This is a genomic window from Bacteroidales bacterium (assembly GCA_016709865.1).
GTDB lineage: Bacteria > Bacteroidota > Bacteroidia > Bacteroidales > VadinHA17 > LD21.
The window spans coordinates 63,041-80,017 of the sequence record JADJLX010000002.1 but is presented as its reverse complement, the minus strand read 5'-3'; the positions used below and the strand labels follow the sequence as shown (position 1 = coordinate 80,017).

The following is a 16,977-nucleotide window of genomic DNA, read 5'->3' as shown; positions in this document are numbered from 1 at the left end:
GTGGATAGATTTTGGAGCATGCAACCTAACGGCCCGGTGGTAGGATTAGTTGCTGTCCGTGTCAGGGCTGGCGAGTTTTTTGCTGGTCCCGGTAGATGGAACGGAGTTGTCATGTCAAGGTAAATCTTAATAGTGTAGCTGCAAAAAACTTGACAGCTTGTGCGTCAGCCGGCAGCCCTATTGACCTTGTCATGGTAGCAGGAGTAGTCATGGTGCCAAAAGTTTGATTAGTGTGCTTAAACATGCGCTCATAGACTTTGGGGTGATTAGGGATTAGTCCGGGCTGCCGAAGGCAATTAAGCCTACCATCCGTGTTAGGTTACGTTGCAATTTTTGTCCGGATTAATCCCGTCCTTGAATTATTGAATTTTGCCTCTGACAAGTTGCTCAAATTTAAGTAATGCGTTTCTGAGTTCAGTATTTGTCACTTCTGTCTCTTTATTATTAGAAACTAAATAAATATAAGCCCAAGTTCCTGTTTTTAATGTTGATTGTTTAAAATCCCCATTTATTTGAATCTGGCTGTTAAGTGCCTGGTTTAAAGACGAAAAGGCTTGAGTATTATCATTATTGGCATCAATAACAATTTGAATCGTTGTGTCACGAAAACTATATTTTGTTACAATAGCATTTAGTTCGGTGTTGTCGGTGGTATATAAATTGAATTCAATTTGCCCACCGCCCTCACGTACAAAGTGCATAGAATCATAATATCCTTTCACAATATCTGCATCTGTTTCACAACCAGCGCACATTACAACAAAAAAGAAGAATGTCGTTAATGCTTTCATTTTGTAAGAATTAGTCAAAGATAAAAGACTTATTGTTATTTTATTCACAGCAAAAATCATTCCATTAAATGCTAAGAAGTTAACCGTCAAGTTGCAACTTTAAAACGACCGTTAGGTTTCTGTTGCCTTTTTAAGTCCCGATAAACAGCAGAAAACTATCACGTCAAGAGAAGATTGGAAGATGAAGTAGTCCCGAAAAGTGATGAGCTCTAAGTGTCATGATAATTTGTCATACAGGCAGTTACTCGGTTTTTCGAAGGCAATGAAACCTAACGGCTCGGTGGTATGGGGAGTTGCCGTCTGTGTCGGGGTTGGCATGTGTTTTTGCACAGTCCCGATAGATGAGCAGGATTTGGATGTCACGATAAAATGGTCCAGATGAGTGTGTCCCGATAAGTGAGCAGGGTTTGTCACGGTATGATAAAATTGTCACGATGGTGATGCAAAAACCATGACAACGGCGCGAAGGCCGACAGCCCCATTGGCTTTGTCACGGTAGCAGGATTAGTCACGGTATACAAAACCTGATAAGTGGGTATAAATTACGGTGATAGACATTGGGTTTATTATGAATTGGTCCGGGCTGGCGAAGGCAATTACCTATACCATCCGGGTTAGCATTTGTGCTTAAATTAAAACTGTCCCGATGCGAAGAATTTGTCACAATAACTGAAATTTGTCACGGTTTTCAGTCATTGCTAACAGGCTGGATTTGTCATGGGGCTGATGTTTTATTAACATCTGATTAAGTCCGGTTAAAAGTTGTAGCCCATTATTTAGCATTTGTCCTTATTTTAAAACTGTCCCGATCAAAAGAATTTGTAACGATAACTGAAATTTGTTAAGATTTTCAGTCCAGCCTAACAGGCAGGATTTGGTGCTTTGACTACAAAATCCGAAAAATTTCATTTACCTCATTGGTGGGATTCAATTCATATATTTTCTTTCTTATGTGAACGAATGAGTTTAGTATATGGCATTTTCTTTTGTCCATTGTCCATTGTCAAAACTTGAAAATATTGCTGCATCAAGAACACAAGGATATATATTAGCCCTTTCACAGAGTAGCTGGATACCATCAGATACAAAATGATAATAAGCTTTTTCTTGCAATGCAGTTGCAGATAGTGTAACAGGAAAGCCAAAGTCATTCAACCAATTCGATATTCTCGAGTCAATTGGAATTTCAAATTTTGTGATGCCTAATGCTTGTAAAAAATTACGAGCTTGTTTAGAACCAAATCCTTTAAAAGATTGATCAATACTATCTGCAACAATTCTTTCAGTTTGTTTAGTCACCTGATCTTCAAGAAGGCTTTCAATATTTGTTAGCAATAACCATTTGGTATCTTCCAGATAGCTCAAATTGATAGCGAAAAAGGCAGGTATCTTATTTATAAACCGACTCAAACTATTCTTTTGTAATACCCATCTTACATAATCTTCAACATCCTCAACATGAGATATAATCGAATAGGTCAAAGGGAAAGGATTCTGCCTAAGGAAAACGTTAGTCATACTGTCAGGACCAGAGCGTTGTTGTGATGTTAATAAGCACATTAACATACATTTTAGGACAGAATCTTTGTCAATATGAAGGTTGTGTCGGTATATGTTTTGTTCAATCCTTTTCTCCACAAAAGGATTTTTATGTTGATTAACGAAATCAATTATTTTCTGAATGTCACTTTCGGTTATATCCCATTTTATGTCCATGTCAGTTAAGCTTTATGGTAAATTCTTATAAAAAATAAATTTCATGGTTGTGTAATATAATACTTACAGGTTAAAATTGCCTGACGCTTCCGGTTGATAAATAATTTTATCAATCCTGATTCTAGTTAGACCTGCTGGGACAATCCATTCAATCTCGTCCTTTATTTTGTAGCCAATTAATGCAGTGGCAATCGGAGAAAAAATTGAAATTTTGTTGTCTTTTAAACTAGCTTGATTTGGGTATACTATCTGAAATTCAATCTGTTTATTTGTGTTAAGAAAACTTATCCTGACAACTGAATTCATGGTTACCACATTATCTGGAATTTCTTGTGGCTCAACAATTTTAGCAGAGTTCAATTCTTTTAGTAAAGTCTCTTCTTCTGATGCACTTATCGATTTAAACTGTTTCGCGTCACTGATGCACTTTTTTATCCTTAGATAATCCAATCTATTCAAAACTATTTTATTCATAATCCTTGTTTTTTCTGTTCATCTAAAGATAGCAATCTTATTGTCAAACTCCAACCAATTCGAGTTTCAGTAAATTTGTATTTTTGAACCTTTGTCAGTGAAAGTATGCGTTGTTAGGCCCTATGTTTGTAAAAACATAAGTTTCAGAATAGTTATTAGATTTGAATAGTTACCAAGTACTCATCCAATAATATCTGAAACTTATGGAAGCACAAGTTAAGAAAATTGATTTTACAGGACAAAATATTTATGCAGGATTTGTGCCTGTTTTAAAACTATCCCGATGCAACGAATTTGTCACGATAAGTGAAATTTTTCAAGGTTTTCAGTCCTGGATTAAGTGCAGGATTTGTCTAGCTAGTATTTTAAAATTAGAATTCTGATCAAGTTAAGGTTATAAACCATTTTATCGCCAGTATTTTTAAAAAATAGTTAAAGGATATGTATGGGGAACGTTGATATTTTTATTACTATCCGAAAAGATTATATTTGTAATCAAATGTGGCAATTATGAGAAATAGGCAGCTTAGGTCAGATCTTTTCAATAATATAAAGGATACTCTGTTAATAGGTATTGGAGTTTTTAGTGCTAGCATTGGTTTGGAATGTTTTTTGGTTCCAAATGAATTATTAGACGGTGGAGTGACTGGCATATCACTATTACTTTCCAGGTTATTTGATTGGAATTTATCTGTTTTGATTTTTGTTATAAATTTCCCCTTTATCTTAATGGGCATTAAACAGATATCCCTTAAGTTTGGCATAAAGACATTATTGGCAATAATTGCATTATCCCTTTCTGTCGAGTTCATTCATTTTCCAGTAGTAACGGAAGATAAATTATTAATTGCTGTATTTGGGGGGATTTTTCTTGGATCGGGTGTTGGTATGGCGATGCGGGGTGCGAGTGTGCTGGATGGCACGGAAATTCTAGCCCTGTTCTTTAGCAGAAAGTTTGCAACACAGGTGGGTGAATTTATCCTCATAATTAACATTGTAATTTTTAGTATAGCAGCCGTTGCATTCGATATCGAGACTGCTTTATATTCAATCCTGACTTATATTGTGGCTTCGCGAGCCATTGACTATGTTTCTCAGGGAATTGAAGAATATATTGGCGTGACGATAATTTCAGATTATAGTAAAGTAATTAGAAAAGCAATAATCCAAAAGTTAGGTAGGGGTGTCTCAGTATATATGGGTAAAAGGGGGATTATAGGCAAAGGTGCATTAGAAAGTGGCCTAAATAACCAAGATATTCTGTTTGTTGTAATTACAAAACTGGAACTTGCGAAGTTGCATCGAGAAATTGAAACTATTGATCATAATGCATTTATTGTAACCCATAAATTAGGGTCCGCAAAAGGCGGAATGCTTAAGAAAAAACCTTTGCACTAAAGTGACCAGGTTAGTTTATTCTATTTTTTCACCCTCATAATCTTACCCTGACTCAAAATTGCAACGGAATTATTTGGCTTGACACAAATCGTTATTGATTCTATTAGTGGTTCATTCACAAGCGAATCGGCAGACCATTCGATGAGGAAATTAGCCCCAGTGCCACTCTGATCTTCATATGGGATATAGAAGTCTTTAGTAGCTAAAGGTTTAATAGTAATTGTGCCATTTGGTAAGAAATCATCTACTAATCTACCGTCTTGATTGAAATACAAGACTTTTGATAAAAGGATACTATTATTAAGGTCGGTGTTATGAATTGCAACAAAAGCACTCATATCAAATTTCAATGTATCAATCTGATATGGGACATTTGAATAAACTGGGAGATATAATAATTGTCCTTTAAATTGCTTATAGGCTTCAAAATCACTATTTAGTGTACTCGGATTAAAACTAACAGATTCTTTTGCTTCAGGAAGATTTCTAGATTCCCTATAACAAGAAGTTAATTGAAGGCTTATAAGAAAAAGAAATACGATTCTAGTCATATTTGAATATTTTTTCAAAGTTACATTTGAAACATTAATATAACAATAAAATTAATTAAGAAAATTTCTTAATGGAAGCCATATTAAACTAACAGAGTGAGAAACATGGTGCATTACTAGTTATAAATCAATTCTATTAAATCCTGAATCATGGAGAAATCTGTCTGGTTAGCATTTGTGGGATCTGTCAAAGGTTGCGTAACTGTCACACTATAAGTAAATTGTCCCGGTAGGAGCGGAACGCTGCATAAATGCTAACTCGTTTTAGCATACGGGCCAGAATTAAAACTGTCCCGATGTAAAGAATTTGTCACGATATCTGATTTGTCACGATTTTAAATCCTGGCAAACAGGCAGGATTTGTCACGATTGTGTTATTTTGTAAACAGCAATTACGCAGTTTTGGTTTATCCGGAGAAAGGTTTTTATAGTTTATTTTAATATTTTGATTAGATGATATTTAATTTTATCTTTTCCGACACCTTTACTGAAAACTAAAGAATCATTCATAGTTATTAAGTTGATCTTGTAGTCCCCTGGTAGAATCATTTCTGGATTACATGGAATAAAAAAGGTCGGGAATTTGTATTTGTCAAGGTCATATTTTAATATAGTATTATTAATGCTAAATGATCCTGTAGTAAGGCAACTCATCTCTTTTTGATATAAGGCACCTCCTGATGGCCATTCTTCATATGTATTACTTTTAAATTCAATTTCGCACCAGTATCGCTGGTCTTGGAGTACAAAATAACCCATATAAATTCCTTCAGAGAAGCTATCTTTTTCTAAAATAGTTGGATCATCTTTATCAAATAGATCTCTTTCACAATCAATGCATAACAGCGAAAATGTAATAAGAATGATGTACTTTTTCATTGCAATAGGATTTGATATTATAAAGTTATGAAATTCTTAATTATAAAGATCTCTGAATTCTCAAAGATTTAGATTTTGTGTATAATCAAGGTTATAAAGTGTTTTGAATCCCGGCCGTCGAGTGAAAGCCCGCCTTTTCGGTTAGCATTTGGGCCATCTGGCAAGGTTACGTAGTTGTCACGGTATGAGAAATTGTCCCGGTAGGCGCGAAGCGGGCCTGAATGCTAACGGCTCGGTGGTATGGGGAGTTGCCGTCTGTGTCGGGGTTGGCATGTGTTTTTGCACAGTCCCGATAGATGAGCAGGATTTGGATGTCACGATAAAGTGGTCCAGATAAGTGTGTCCCGATAAGTGAGCAGGGTTTGTCACGGTATGATAAAATTGTCACGATGGTGATGCAAAAACCATGACAACGGCGGGTCGGCCGACAGCCCCATTGGCTTTGTCACGGTAGCAGGAATAGTCACGGTATACTAAACTGGATAAGTGGGTGTAAGTTACGGTGATAGACATTGGAGTGATTGCGAATTGGTCCGGGCTGGCGAAGGCAATTACCTATACCATCCGGGTTATGCTTAGGCCTGGAATTAAAACTTGATTCTTAGCAGGATTTGTCACTATAAACAGTTTCTGTTAAAGTATGGAGTATTATAATAATCAAGTAAGGGATGTCTAAATCTATTATTTTGACTTTGAATTATATAGAAATTCTTCCTGATAGTTGAGATTAAACTGTCCAGAGGTAAAGTTCATTATTTCTCCAGCATTAGATAATCTTTTGTCTTTGAGAAGTTTTACCTCGAATATCCCAGAAATTTGTCTATTTATTGTATCAAGTGATGTTATTTGAATAAAATTGGCTGAAATTGAATCTATTACATAACTATCAGTAAGTAAATCTCCACCAATAGTTTTATTCCAGGAAGACGAAAATTTAGTGATGGTATTCAATTCTGAAATGTCAGAAATGTAGAATGAAAGATATAAACCCTCCTCTTCGTAATTTTTAGAATTTTTCTTTCTTCCATAAATTGAAATAGAATTGTCAGTTTTATGTAAGTAAGAATAATTAGATGTGGCGATCCATTCAGCTCCATCTTTCAGCGCCTTAAAAGATGATAGAGAATCATTCTCAGATTTTTTGCAAGAGAATATGAAGAAGAAAATTGATAGACCAATTATTAGACTTAATCTTTTCATATATCTGGATTTAGTTTGTTAATAAATTAACATCAAAAATCGTTCCAATGGAGCATTTTAATCCGAGATTTTGCCTTGTCCTGATAGGGGAGTAGGATTTGTCTTGATTAACAAATTTGTCACGATTTATGGTCCGTCAGCGATTAAGAAATTGTCCATATTATGACGAAAATTTACTTCGAAACCGTTATGCTTAGGCCTTTTCGGCCTAGTCGAATTTGTCACGGAACAGTCTGAGGCTTAAGCATAACGGCTCGGTGGTATGGGGAGTTGCCGTCTGTGTCGGGGTTGGCATGTGTTTTTGCACAGTCCCGATAAGTGAGCAGGATTTGGATGTCACGATAAAATGGTCCAGATGAGTGTGTCCCGATAAGTGAGCAGGGTTTGTCACGGTATGATAAAATTGTCACGATGGTGATGCAAAAACCATGACAACGGCGCGAAGGCCGACAGCCCCATTGGCTTTGTCACAGTAGAAGGATTAGTCACGGCTTACAAAACTTGATAAGTGGGTGTAAATTACGGTGATAGACATTGGGGTGATTACGAATTGGTCCGGGCTGGCGAAGGCAATTACCTATACCATCCGGGTTATGCTTAGGCCTGGAATTAAAACTCAATTATCCAGCAGGATTTGTCTTGATATACAAATTTGTCATGGTAAACGGTCACTCTGCGATTAAAAAATTGTCCATTTTATGAAGAAATTTAACCAAGAAACCGTTATGCTTAGGTGTGTTTTCTTAATATGAAATTAATATCTAACTCCATTGTCATAATAAATCTTTGTCTTGTCAGTGTCATTTATATAGGCGAATGGAATATCTGAATCCTCCTGATGGATTTTCCAGGCAAGTTTAAAATTATGTGCTGAATTTCCAGATCCGGCATTTAAGTCATAATATCCAATCTCACATAGGAAACATTCATTTTTTAAGCTTTTACTTGTATAGAAGCCATCGTCATCAACAAGCTCGAGGAAAAAATCCACTGCTTCATTCTTGCTCATCTTCGGATCTGGGCTTAAATTAATCTCAGAAATAATTTCTCCAGACAAGAAGTTATATTGATTTTGGCTATTAAAATGAAAAATTACTTCATCACTAAAAACCTGAAGATTATTAACATATTGGTAACATCTAACGTGATTGTACCCTATATTATCTTTCTGAAGACGATAAACCAAAAAATTGTCCAAGCTTAAATTATTTGCATTGAAAAGAGAATTGACAATATTTAAATCAGATTCAGCAATCAGATTTTTATCAGGTTTCCCTTTTATTATATCTGTACAATAATTCGAATCTTCACATGCACTGAAGCAGATGAGAAATAGTAGGAAAGTGATTTTTTTCATGTCCATCTAGGTTTATAGAAATGATTGTTAATTTATTAACAGCAAAAATTGTTCCAATCCAACAAGTATTAATGGGAGTTTTGTCCAAGTCCCGATAGGTAAGCAGGATTTGTCAGGGTAACAAATTTGTCAAGGTATCCGGTCTCTCAGCGATTAAGAAATTGTCATTTTAGATTGAAATTTTACTTCGAAACCGTTATGCTTAGGCCTTTTCAGTCAAGACGAATCTGTCCCGTAACGGCCTGAGGCTTAAGCATAACGGCTCGGTGGTTGCGGTAGTAAACGTTGGTGGCGCCGTCCGCCGTTACGTGTCCTGGTACTTTAGGCAGGATTAGTCCCGGCGGACAAGCCACCATGGCGCATTTTTTGCCAGTCCCGGCGAACGATAAAGTTGTCACGGTATACGGATTTGTCCAGAGCCGGAAGAAACGAACTAGGCAGATGAGTGATAAGTTTTGTGTCACGATAAAATTGTCACGGTGGCGAGCAAAAAATGTGACAAGTTTATTACCCCAACCATCCGGGTTATAGTTAGTTGTAATTTTAAAACTGTCACAGCACCAGATACTTAATGGTTAGAATTTTAGAATCAAAAGGCATATTTCTAATCATGATATTTATTTGAAAACTAAAACAAAACTAATATTTGCATGTTAAGACCAGTCCCAGTAAATCCATCAGGTAGTAATTGTCGCATTGGGACAAAAGAAATGTCGAGGTTTTTACTAACATCAAAATTTGTGAGACTTGCATCTACATTTGCATCCAGGATTGTTAATAGATACCATCCTGCGATACCTATATATGATAAGTCGCGGTAACGTTTATAACCATCAACACCACGTAACATACCTTCTTCATAGTATGCTTTCTGAGAGGGCCTATAAGTATCAGGGTATAAAACTGGGTCATATGTTTTCGGATCTATAGTTTTTAGCTTACCTAGCTTAAGGTAACTAGTTGTCTGAGGGTTTTTATCTGAAAAATCCTGAAGAGCTTTTAAATATTGATTGTATTGTGCAGAATTGAGTCCAACACTATAGATTAAGCTTGCGAATCCTGCATAGACTAGGGGGGCTTTCCAGTATTTCTTGTTATAAATTTGTCCAAGTCCGGGGAAAACGACAGCCATCATTGTTGCTTTAAGCGGGTATGCCTTAAATTTTTGTTTTACTTGAGTCTGAACACGAAGAGAATCCTGTGCAAAGGTGATGTTTTGTCCCACAACGAATTGCAGAGTTACTAAAAATAATATCGTGTGAATTGTTTTCAATTTAATTAAAACGAAACAATTAGTTGTTTATTTAGAAAACTGAAAATTTTATTTGTCAAGGATCCCAGTCCCGGCAGATGGGTTTAAATTATCCGTCCAGACAAATTTGTCCAAGTTACCAATCCAGGCAGATGGGTGTAAGTTTTCTGTCCAAACGAAATTGTCCAAGTTACCAATCCCGGCAGATGGGTTCAAATTTAATCGTCATGATGTAACTGTCAAGATGTTAAATCCAGTCAAAAGAGCAGGATTTGTCTCGATAAACGAACCTCGCTTTCGGTTATAGTTAGTTGCTTAAAACTCTCTAACGTGCAGGAAATCAACAATTAACTATAACGGCTCGGTGGTATGGGGAGTTGCCGTCTGTGTCGGGGTTGGCATGTGTTTTTGCACAGTCCCGATAGATGAGCAGGATTTGGATGTCACGATAAAATGGTCCAGATGAGTGTGTCCCGATAAGTGAGCAGGGTTTGTCACGGTATGATAAAATTGTCACGATGGTGATGCAAAAACCATGACAACTGCGCGAAGGACGACAGCCCCATTGGCTTTGTCACGGTAGCAGGATTAGTCACGGTATACAAAACTTGATAAGTGGGTGTAAATTACGGTGATAGACATTGGGGTGATTATGAATTGGTCCGGGCTGGCGAAGGCAATTACCTATACCATCCGGGTTAGGTTACGTGCTAGAATTAAAACTGTCCCGCTGGCATAAGTCTGTCCTGTACTATTTATTATTGTCACAAAACTCAATTTGTGCTGTAAACTCAGGCCATAAGCAAGCAGCATTTGCTGGCCCGGTCCATTTATTATATTGTATTATCTTAAAATAAATAAGATCTCCTTTATTTATCTTTGAAAAAGCTAATGTGGGATCAAACGTTGTTGTTGAACCTATTGATAGTCCCCCTGCTTCAGGGCATTCAATAATTTCAAGGATATTATTACATCCATCCCCATTGTTTAGACTTACAACTTTGCCTTTATAACAGTCTGAATTAATATGTTTTACACAACCAATTATTGGCAAAATTAGCAGGATGAACAGAAAGCTACATTTTAAAATATATGTTTTCATTGTCTGGAAATTATTATAAAGTTAATAATTTAAAAATTAGCTTGAGATAGGACTTATACTTATATTTTTATTCACAGAATAATCTGAAATAATGATATTTAAGAGTTGTCCGGTTACACAAATCATTGTAATTTGAAAAATTTTTCAGGGTGCCGTTAGGTTGCGTGCGATCCCCAGATCCCGATAAATGGGCAGGACAATCACGTCAAGCAGGATTTGGCAGACGGCTGAATCCCGGCAAATGGACGAAATCTAATTGTCACGATAAATTTGGATAAGTATGAATCAAGATATAATAGAAAGGAGAAACTATCAAGATATATAAAACATGGTGGATAGATTTTGGAGCATGCAACCTAACGGCTCGGTGGTTAGGATTAGTTGCCGTCTGTGTCGGGGTTGGCATGAGTTTTTGCACAGTCCCGATAAGTGGGCAGGATTTGGATGTCACGATAAAGTTGTCCAGATGAAGGTGTCCCGATAAGTGAGCAGGATTTGTCATGGTATGGTAAAATTATCACGACGGTGATGCAAAAACCATGACAACAGGAGCGAGGGCCGGCAGCCCATAGACTTTGTCACGGTAGCAGTATTAGTCACGGTACCAAAAACTTATAAGTGGGTGAAATTTATGGTGATAGACATTGGGTTGATTAAAAATTTGTCCGGGCTGCCGAAGGCAATTAAGCCTACCATCCGGGTTAGCATTTCGGGCCAATTTTTAACCTGTCATTTTATATGAATTAAATTGTATACAGATACGCGTGTCCGGGGTATCAACCATAAAATATCTGTCTTGAGTAGAAGAGAAAAAGCTAAAACTGTAACGAACAACTTACCCATATTGTCAGGGTTATGGGGCGTAACTATATTAGTGTTATAAATGGCAATATCAATGATGTCATCCAGAGTATAATGGTGTATATAAAATCTGCCATTGATGGAGCAGGTTTATCGACAACAGGTTCTCTCTTGAGTATTTTTATGAATAATCTTCTTAAAGGAAATTGGATTGTTAAAAGGAAAATTGGCAAATATGATGCTGATTTGATAAATCTATAGTCAAACGTAAGAAGTTTCTGAAATAATATGTAGCTGTATATTATCGGAAAAATTGAAATTGCAACTGCTATGAGAAAAATGATAGATGTTGAAGCATTTTATAATCTAAAACGAACCAACCCCAAATTCCCCAAAAGATAAATCCTGTCATCAAACTAAAATTCTTTGAATTCCCGATAAATGCATAACTTATTAAAATCAAGAGTACAACAACGAGTGAGATAATACTTGTTCGCCTTTTAATCTTTTCTTTTTCTTTAAGCGCGACCTTCTTTGGATCAACCTTCTTTTTTTTAAAATTTGAGGTGATGAGAGAACTGAGAAATCTAATGGTGGTTTTTCAAAACTTTTGATTAATGAAGATTTAATCGTTTTACCTCCAAAATCAATTTTAAACACTTCATTATATTGAGTCACGGCATATACATTATCGTACTCTGTATCATTTTGGGGAACAAAAATTTCTATTTCATAGTTTAATTTCTCTTTTGGGAAAATCGTTGTGTCTTTCACAAAAGTGTAACCACTAATTATTGGTTTATACTTTATGTTTTCAGGGTAGTATAAATAATTAACCAAAAAATTGAATGACTGATTATCAATATCTTCTTTGGGTATAATGACATACTTATTTGTGTCATACTGATATAACTCAATACAAAAATTCTCTGACAATGATTTATCATACATATAGATCCATTGTCTGATTGCTTTTTTTGATCTGGAATAGTGTGCAATCTTGGACTATTATGAAATTAGTTTGGGTCATTGATCAAAGATATTTATTGGTTGGAATTATGCCCAATAGCTTGTTTATAGGATTTATCGACAGTCAAAGTTAAAAAACATTTTGAGTCCCGAAACCGAGTGTAATCTGATTTTTCGGTTAGCATTCGGGTCCCCTGATTACGTTACGGAATTGTCACGATATGAGTAAATTGTCACGGCGACTTTGGGCCTGAATGCTAACGGCTCGGTGGTTAGGATTAGTTGCCGTCTGTGTCGGGGCTGGCGAGTTTTTTGCAGGTCCCGATAGATGGAACGGAGTTGTCACGTCAAGGTAGATTTAAATAGTGTGGCTGCAAAAAACTTGACAGCTCGCGCGTCAGCCGGCAGGCCCATAGACCTTATCACGGTAGCAGGAGTGGTCAAGGTACAGAAAGTACAATAAGTGGCTTTAAACATGCTCTAAATGACTTTGGGGCTGATTACGGAATTGTCCGGCCTGCCGAAGGCAATTAAGCCTACCATCCGGGTTAGCTGCTGGGCTGAAATTAAAACTGTCACGTTTGCAGGTATTGTCACATTATAGAAACGAATTAAAAATCCCGATAAAAAGAACGGATTTGTCACGATTTGCAAATTGTACAAATGGCGGAAAGTCCCTTGTCAATAATGTAAAAATATCCATCTTGTCTATTAAAAAATTGGAGTCATTGGATTTATGTGGTCTGGTATATGTAATAAGCGTTTTGGGAGTTTTTATCTAAATTGTCATGGTTTGGAAAGCTTATTACATGTACCATGGAGTTAGCTGCTGGGCAAAGTTTAAAAATGAGTCCTGGCATACTGACGAACCTTCTGATTTAGTGCCCCTCGGATGAGTGGCAGGGACGGGCTGGAAGGCTCTTTACGCAAAAACTGAAATCAAATTGTGTTCAGAATTTAAGGTTTGCGTAATGTGCCTGACAGCGCAGGGAAGGTTTGGATTATTTAAATTTTTTTACTCGTGTTATGACTTAGAATACGCAGGGAGGTCTGCTAATTAGTACTAAAATTACTTGACTTTAAAATTTGTTCTAATTGATATTGTTTTACCTTCTGAAGTAATTCCATTTACATTAACTAAATACTCAGCTTTTATATCTGATGTCCAAAATTTAATATGTGCAATACCGTTTTCATTTGGTTTCACTAAGGGATTCCAGAAAAGAGTATTTCTATAATCTGCTATTCGTGAATTTTTCATTTCTGCAGTTGAATAATCAGGTGAAACAAAATAACTGACAGGTTCAAATAGCCTGTTGCTTACCCTGATTGCATCATCTGGAAGTAACCCGGACCTGAAGTCACTTGATTTGGAAATTATATTTATTATTCCATTGAATATGTATCCTCCAACACGATATCTATCCCAGACTACATCAATTTTTTCAACAAGATCAGGATTGAGATTAACTATAGTTGATAAATCCTTAATAATAACTCCATCAAGCATTACAACTGGTGAGCCTTCAAGTTTATTCCTTAATGGATCAGTTACCGAAATTTCATACACTGAATTTTTTAATTCCAGAGATACACGTGGAATTAATTCAAAAAATACTTCCGGCATTGAATCAAGCGTGACGAAATCTTTCATATTCAACTCAAAATCAGGAGTTCCGTAAAATCTTTTTTGATTACCCGGTCTGATGTTGGGTGTAATTGGTTCCCTTGCTGATGAGGATGCATAACTTTTCCTTATCCTATAGTTTAAGATTTGTCTTAAAATAACAGGAGGAATATTCTCTTTTAATGAATCAATAAAAACCTTTGCAGATATATACTGATTTGCAAAGGATGATTCAATGTAAACTTTTTGATTAATAATGTTTAAATCAGGCTGAATAATAAAGTCTTTGGACTCGTTACCAATGTCAACTTTGAAGTTAAAATCACCCTTCATGTCTGTTGTGGTATATTGAAATAATGCCTCCTTCCCAGGGACTGACATAATTAGAACCTCATACTCATTCACTGGTTGCAGGTTATCGGTTAATAGTTTTCCGAAGATATATTGATTATCTAATTCAGCAGGAAATTTGAAAGCTGGCTCATTGTTTGAAAATATTGAATCCCAAATAATCCAGTTGCTTTTCAGAGTTAGCAGAAGACTATCTAAAATTTCGGGAGAAATCTCAGTGGTCCTTTTCCTATAAAGCATACTTTGTGGAGAAAATCCAAATTCAGTACCAAAGATCAGATAATCATACAGATCCATTGGTGGGATACTGCTTGACACTGGCGAAACTGAAACACTTAGATTTTTTAAATCAGTTTTTTGTGAAGAATTGTTTACAATCTCAACATCAATTGTTACTTCATCCCTCTTAATGCAACTATCAATCGAATGAAGAATAATGTCCTGATTTTTCTTTCCGGGAGTATAAATATATCTTTCACAAACCGGACCCTCCGAATCAAATATTGTTATCTGATTAATTCCGGGTAGAAGTGACATTTTAGGAACAGCTATCCTGGTATTTTCACTGAGTATCTTTTCAGTTCTGAAATAGTTAATTACTCCATGTGTCTGGATAAAAAGAAAGATCTGATTTTTATTGTCAATTCGAAATTCTTCATCAGTATTAACAAAAATTTCAAGGCTATCCTGTTTTCGATTATTAACTGTCAGATTCAGGCCTGAATTGGCAGATGTTTCGGTAATTGCTTCCTTCTCTTCAAATATCCTTTCACTTCTTTTAAATACATTGGTATTAAATGCATTATAGACTTCAATCTCCTTTATAAAACAATTATACGGAAGAAAATTTTTCATCCAGTTGGTATAAGCTATTATAGTATATGTACCAGAACTTAAAGTATCTGGCAGGACTAAGTGCCCCGGGCTGACTCCACCCTCAAGCATGAAACGTTTTTGAATGACCGGTTTGTTTTCATAATTCAGAATTTCAACATAGGCAATTTTACCTGATGTTGCCGGTTTGAAACTCTTGCGATCTATCAGGTAAATATTGAACCATATATCTTCTCCGGAAATATATTCTTCCTTGTCAGTATGGATAAATATTTCTTCTCTTATAACCGAATTACAGTAGCTTTGAAACTTCTGGCTTATATATTCCGGAATAACGGACTGAGACTGTCCGAAAGCACAATTCAGAAAGAGAATGTTCAATAATAATACAGCAACCGGTATTTTTCCTATTCTCATTGTCTTATCTCATAGTGCTAATTATCTTCATCCCAGAATGAAGGTCTGATATTGCGATAATCACCAAAAATCCCTTTTTTTGTGCAATCACTGCACCATCTGGTATTTACAAGAATCCTGTATGGGGGATTCTCGTCTGTATGATCTTCAGCCACCCAAACAGTTGCATCGAGTCCAACTATTGAAGTATCTTTTCCATACGAAGGTGAGTTGATATTCTGGTCGAATTTTGGTAAACCAAATTTAATACTGGAATTACAGCTCTCATCATAACCTATAAAATTGTCATTTATGAATATTCTTTTCAATGATATTGCCGAAACGCTGAAATAACCTAATGTCTTTTCATCCGGATTCTCAATGCAATAGATATTATTTGGGATTATTGGTGGAATTATATCATACAAGCCACCTTGTTGGTCCAATGAAGTTTTTAATGCTTCCCAGTAAATATATTCATCTTCATTAAGTGAATATTGCTTCACCTGAATACTGTATTTTATGGTTAACCTGTCAATAGGGTTGTCTATTGTCTTTATGGGAAATCCAACAACCCTGTTTTCTGCCAGAAGAGAACTGTTTTTAAGAAATATGTCTTCAGAATTCTCCGTTCTCCAGCATACTTTGTTTTCAACATTGAATGGCAGATTGATTTCCCATGTTTCAGAATATGCCCATCTGTAGAAATGGCTATTATTTTGCGGGTCATGGGTGTCTAAAAATATCTGGCAGCCTTCAACCGGCAAGTGATTTGAAATAAAAGCCTTCTTTTCATAGTAGAGACTGTCAATTTCAGGTACAGGTTTCAATTCCATTGGGAATGATTCATAATTACGATTGCCATTGGCAGAATTTGTCCTGATATGTAAGGTATATTTTCGTCCTATAATACCCTTAAAACTTGAAGAGTCTGTTATATAAGTTCCGATGGTTGTTTCTTTCAAATTATCAATGTGCCCAAGATCATCACTTAACCATACTTTACATCCTGTTAAATGTACAGGATTTTGGCCGGTCCATATAGGACGGGATTTTGATAGTTTTATTGTATTTACTCCATGCTGATCAGATATCAGGCCTTCAACTACCAATAGCTGGTCATTTTCAGGTGGTTCAGGTATGTATGGTACAACACAGCTTTTCAAAGTAAGGAAAAGTAATAGAAGTATTTTAATCACTGATGAGTTAGCGGGCAGATAATTCCTCCCTGACTTCCTTATATATCTGATATATTTGACAATACTATTCATTCTGGCTT

At 36.0% G+C, this 16,977-nt stretch carries 14 protein-coding genes; 2 read left to right on the top strand and 12 right to left on the bottom strand.

Features of this window, described 5'->3' with window-relative positions; all coding sequences use genetic code 11:
- Positions 1–359: 359 nt before the first annotated feature.
- The 3 genes from IPJ16_02305 to rnk all read right to left on the bottom strand — a co-directional run bounded on the left by IPJ16_02305 (position 360) and on the right by rnk (position 2,981).
- The gene (locus tag IPJ16_02305) at positions 360–791 is read right to left on the bottom strand and encodes a hypothetical protein (protein ID MBK7626029.1); all 432 of its coding nucleotides are present in this window, start codon (positions 789–791) and stop codon (positions 360–362) included.
- Positions 792–1,757: 966 nt separating this feature from the next.
- Positions 1,758–2,507 (bottom strand): hypothetical protein, encoded by a 750-nt coding sequence (locus tag IPJ16_02300; GenBank protein MBK7626028.1) that lies wholly within the window; start codon positions 2,505–2,507, stop codon positions 1,758–1,760.
- A gap of 63 nt (positions 2,508–2,570) precedes the next feature.
- Positions 2,571–2,981: a nucleoside diphosphate kinase regulator gene (rnk, locus tag IPJ16_02295; GenBank protein ID MBK7626027.1), complete on the bottom strand. Its 411-nt coding sequence runs from the start codon at positions 2,979–2,981 to the stop codon at positions 2,571–2,573.
- Positions 2,982–3,491: 510 nt separating this feature from the next.
- Here rnk and IPJ16_02290 point away from each other — a divergent pair.
- Positions 3,492–4,379 (top strand): YitT family protein, encoded by an 888-nt coding sequence (locus IPJ16_02290; protein MBK7626026.1) that lies wholly within the window; start codon positions 3,492–3,494, stop codon positions 4,377–4,379.
- 20 nt (positions 4,380–4,399) lie between these two features.
- Here IPJ16_02290 and IPJ16_02285 read toward each other — a convergent pair whose 3' ends face one another.
- The 6 genes from IPJ16_02285 to IPJ16_02260 all read right to left on the bottom strand — a co-directional run bounded on the left by IPJ16_02285 (position 4,400) and on the right by IPJ16_02260 (position 10,720).
- The gene (locus IPJ16_02285; GenBank protein MBK7626025.1) at positions 4,400–4,930 is read right to left on the bottom strand and encodes a DUF3124 domain-containing protein; all 531 of its coding nucleotides are present in this window, start codon (positions 4,928–4,930) and stop codon (positions 4,400–4,402) included.
- A gap of 432 nt (positions 4,931–5,362) precedes the next feature.
- Complete coding sequence (locus tag IPJ16_02280) at positions 5,363–5,809, bottom strand: hypothetical protein (protein ID MBK7626024.1); 447 nt, start codon at positions 5,807–5,809, stop codon at positions 5,363–5,365.
- 681 nt (positions 5,810–6,490) lie between these two features.
- Positions 6,491–7,009: a hypothetical protein gene (locus tag IPJ16_02275; protein ID MBK7626023.1), complete on the bottom strand. Its 519-nt coding sequence runs from the start codon at positions 7,007–7,009 to the stop codon at positions 6,491–6,493.
- Positions 7,010–7,763: 754 nt separating this feature from the next.
- A complete protein-coding gene (locus IPJ16_02270; protein ID MBK7626022.1) occupies positions 7,764–8,366 on the bottom strand; it encodes a hypothetical protein in 603 nt (200 codons plus the stop codon).
- Between the two features lie 628 nt (positions 8,367–8,994).
- Complete coding sequence (locus tag IPJ16_02265; GenBank protein MBK7626021.1) at positions 8,995–9,639, bottom strand: hypothetical protein; 645 nt, start codon at positions 9,637–9,639, stop codon at positions 8,995–8,997.
- Between the two features lie 730 nt (positions 9,640–10,369).
- Positions 10,370–10,720 (bottom strand): hypothetical protein, encoded by a 351-nt coding sequence (locus IPJ16_02260; GenBank protein MBK7626020.1) that lies wholly within the window; start codon positions 10,718–10,720, stop codon positions 10,370–10,372.
- A gap of 855 nt (positions 10,721–11,575) precedes the next feature.
- On the opposite strand from IPJ16_02260, the gene IPJ16_02255 reads away from it, so the two are divergent.
- Entirely contained in the window at positions 11,576–11,782 is a 207-nt protein-coding gene (locus IPJ16_02255; GenBank protein MBK7626019.1) for a hypothetical protein, read from the top strand.
- Positions 11,783–11,980: 198 nt separating this feature from the next.
- Here IPJ16_02255 and IPJ16_02250 read toward each other — a convergent pair whose 3' ends face one another.
- The 3 genes from IPJ16_02250 to IPJ16_02240 form a co-directional block, all read right to left on the bottom strand.
- Positions 11,981–12,472, bottom strand: coding sequence for a hypothetical protein (locus IPJ16_02250; GenBank protein MBK7626018.1), 492 nt, complete (start codon positions 12,470–12,472; stop codon positions 11,981–11,983).
- A 1,087-nt stretch (positions 12,473–13,559) separates the two neighbouring features.
- Positions 13,560–15,719: a hypothetical protein gene (locus IPJ16_02245; protein MBK7626017.1), complete on the bottom strand. Its 2,160-nt coding sequence runs from the start codon at positions 15,717–15,719 to the stop codon at positions 13,560–13,562.
- Positions 15,720–15,736: 17 nt separating this feature from the next.
- Positions 15,737–16,969: a DUF4249 domain-containing protein gene (locus tag IPJ16_02240; GenBank protein MBK7626016.1), complete on the bottom strand. Its 1,233-nt coding sequence runs from the start codon at positions 16,967–16,969 to the stop codon at positions 15,737–15,739.
- Positions 16,970–16,977 lie beyond the last annotated feature (8 nt).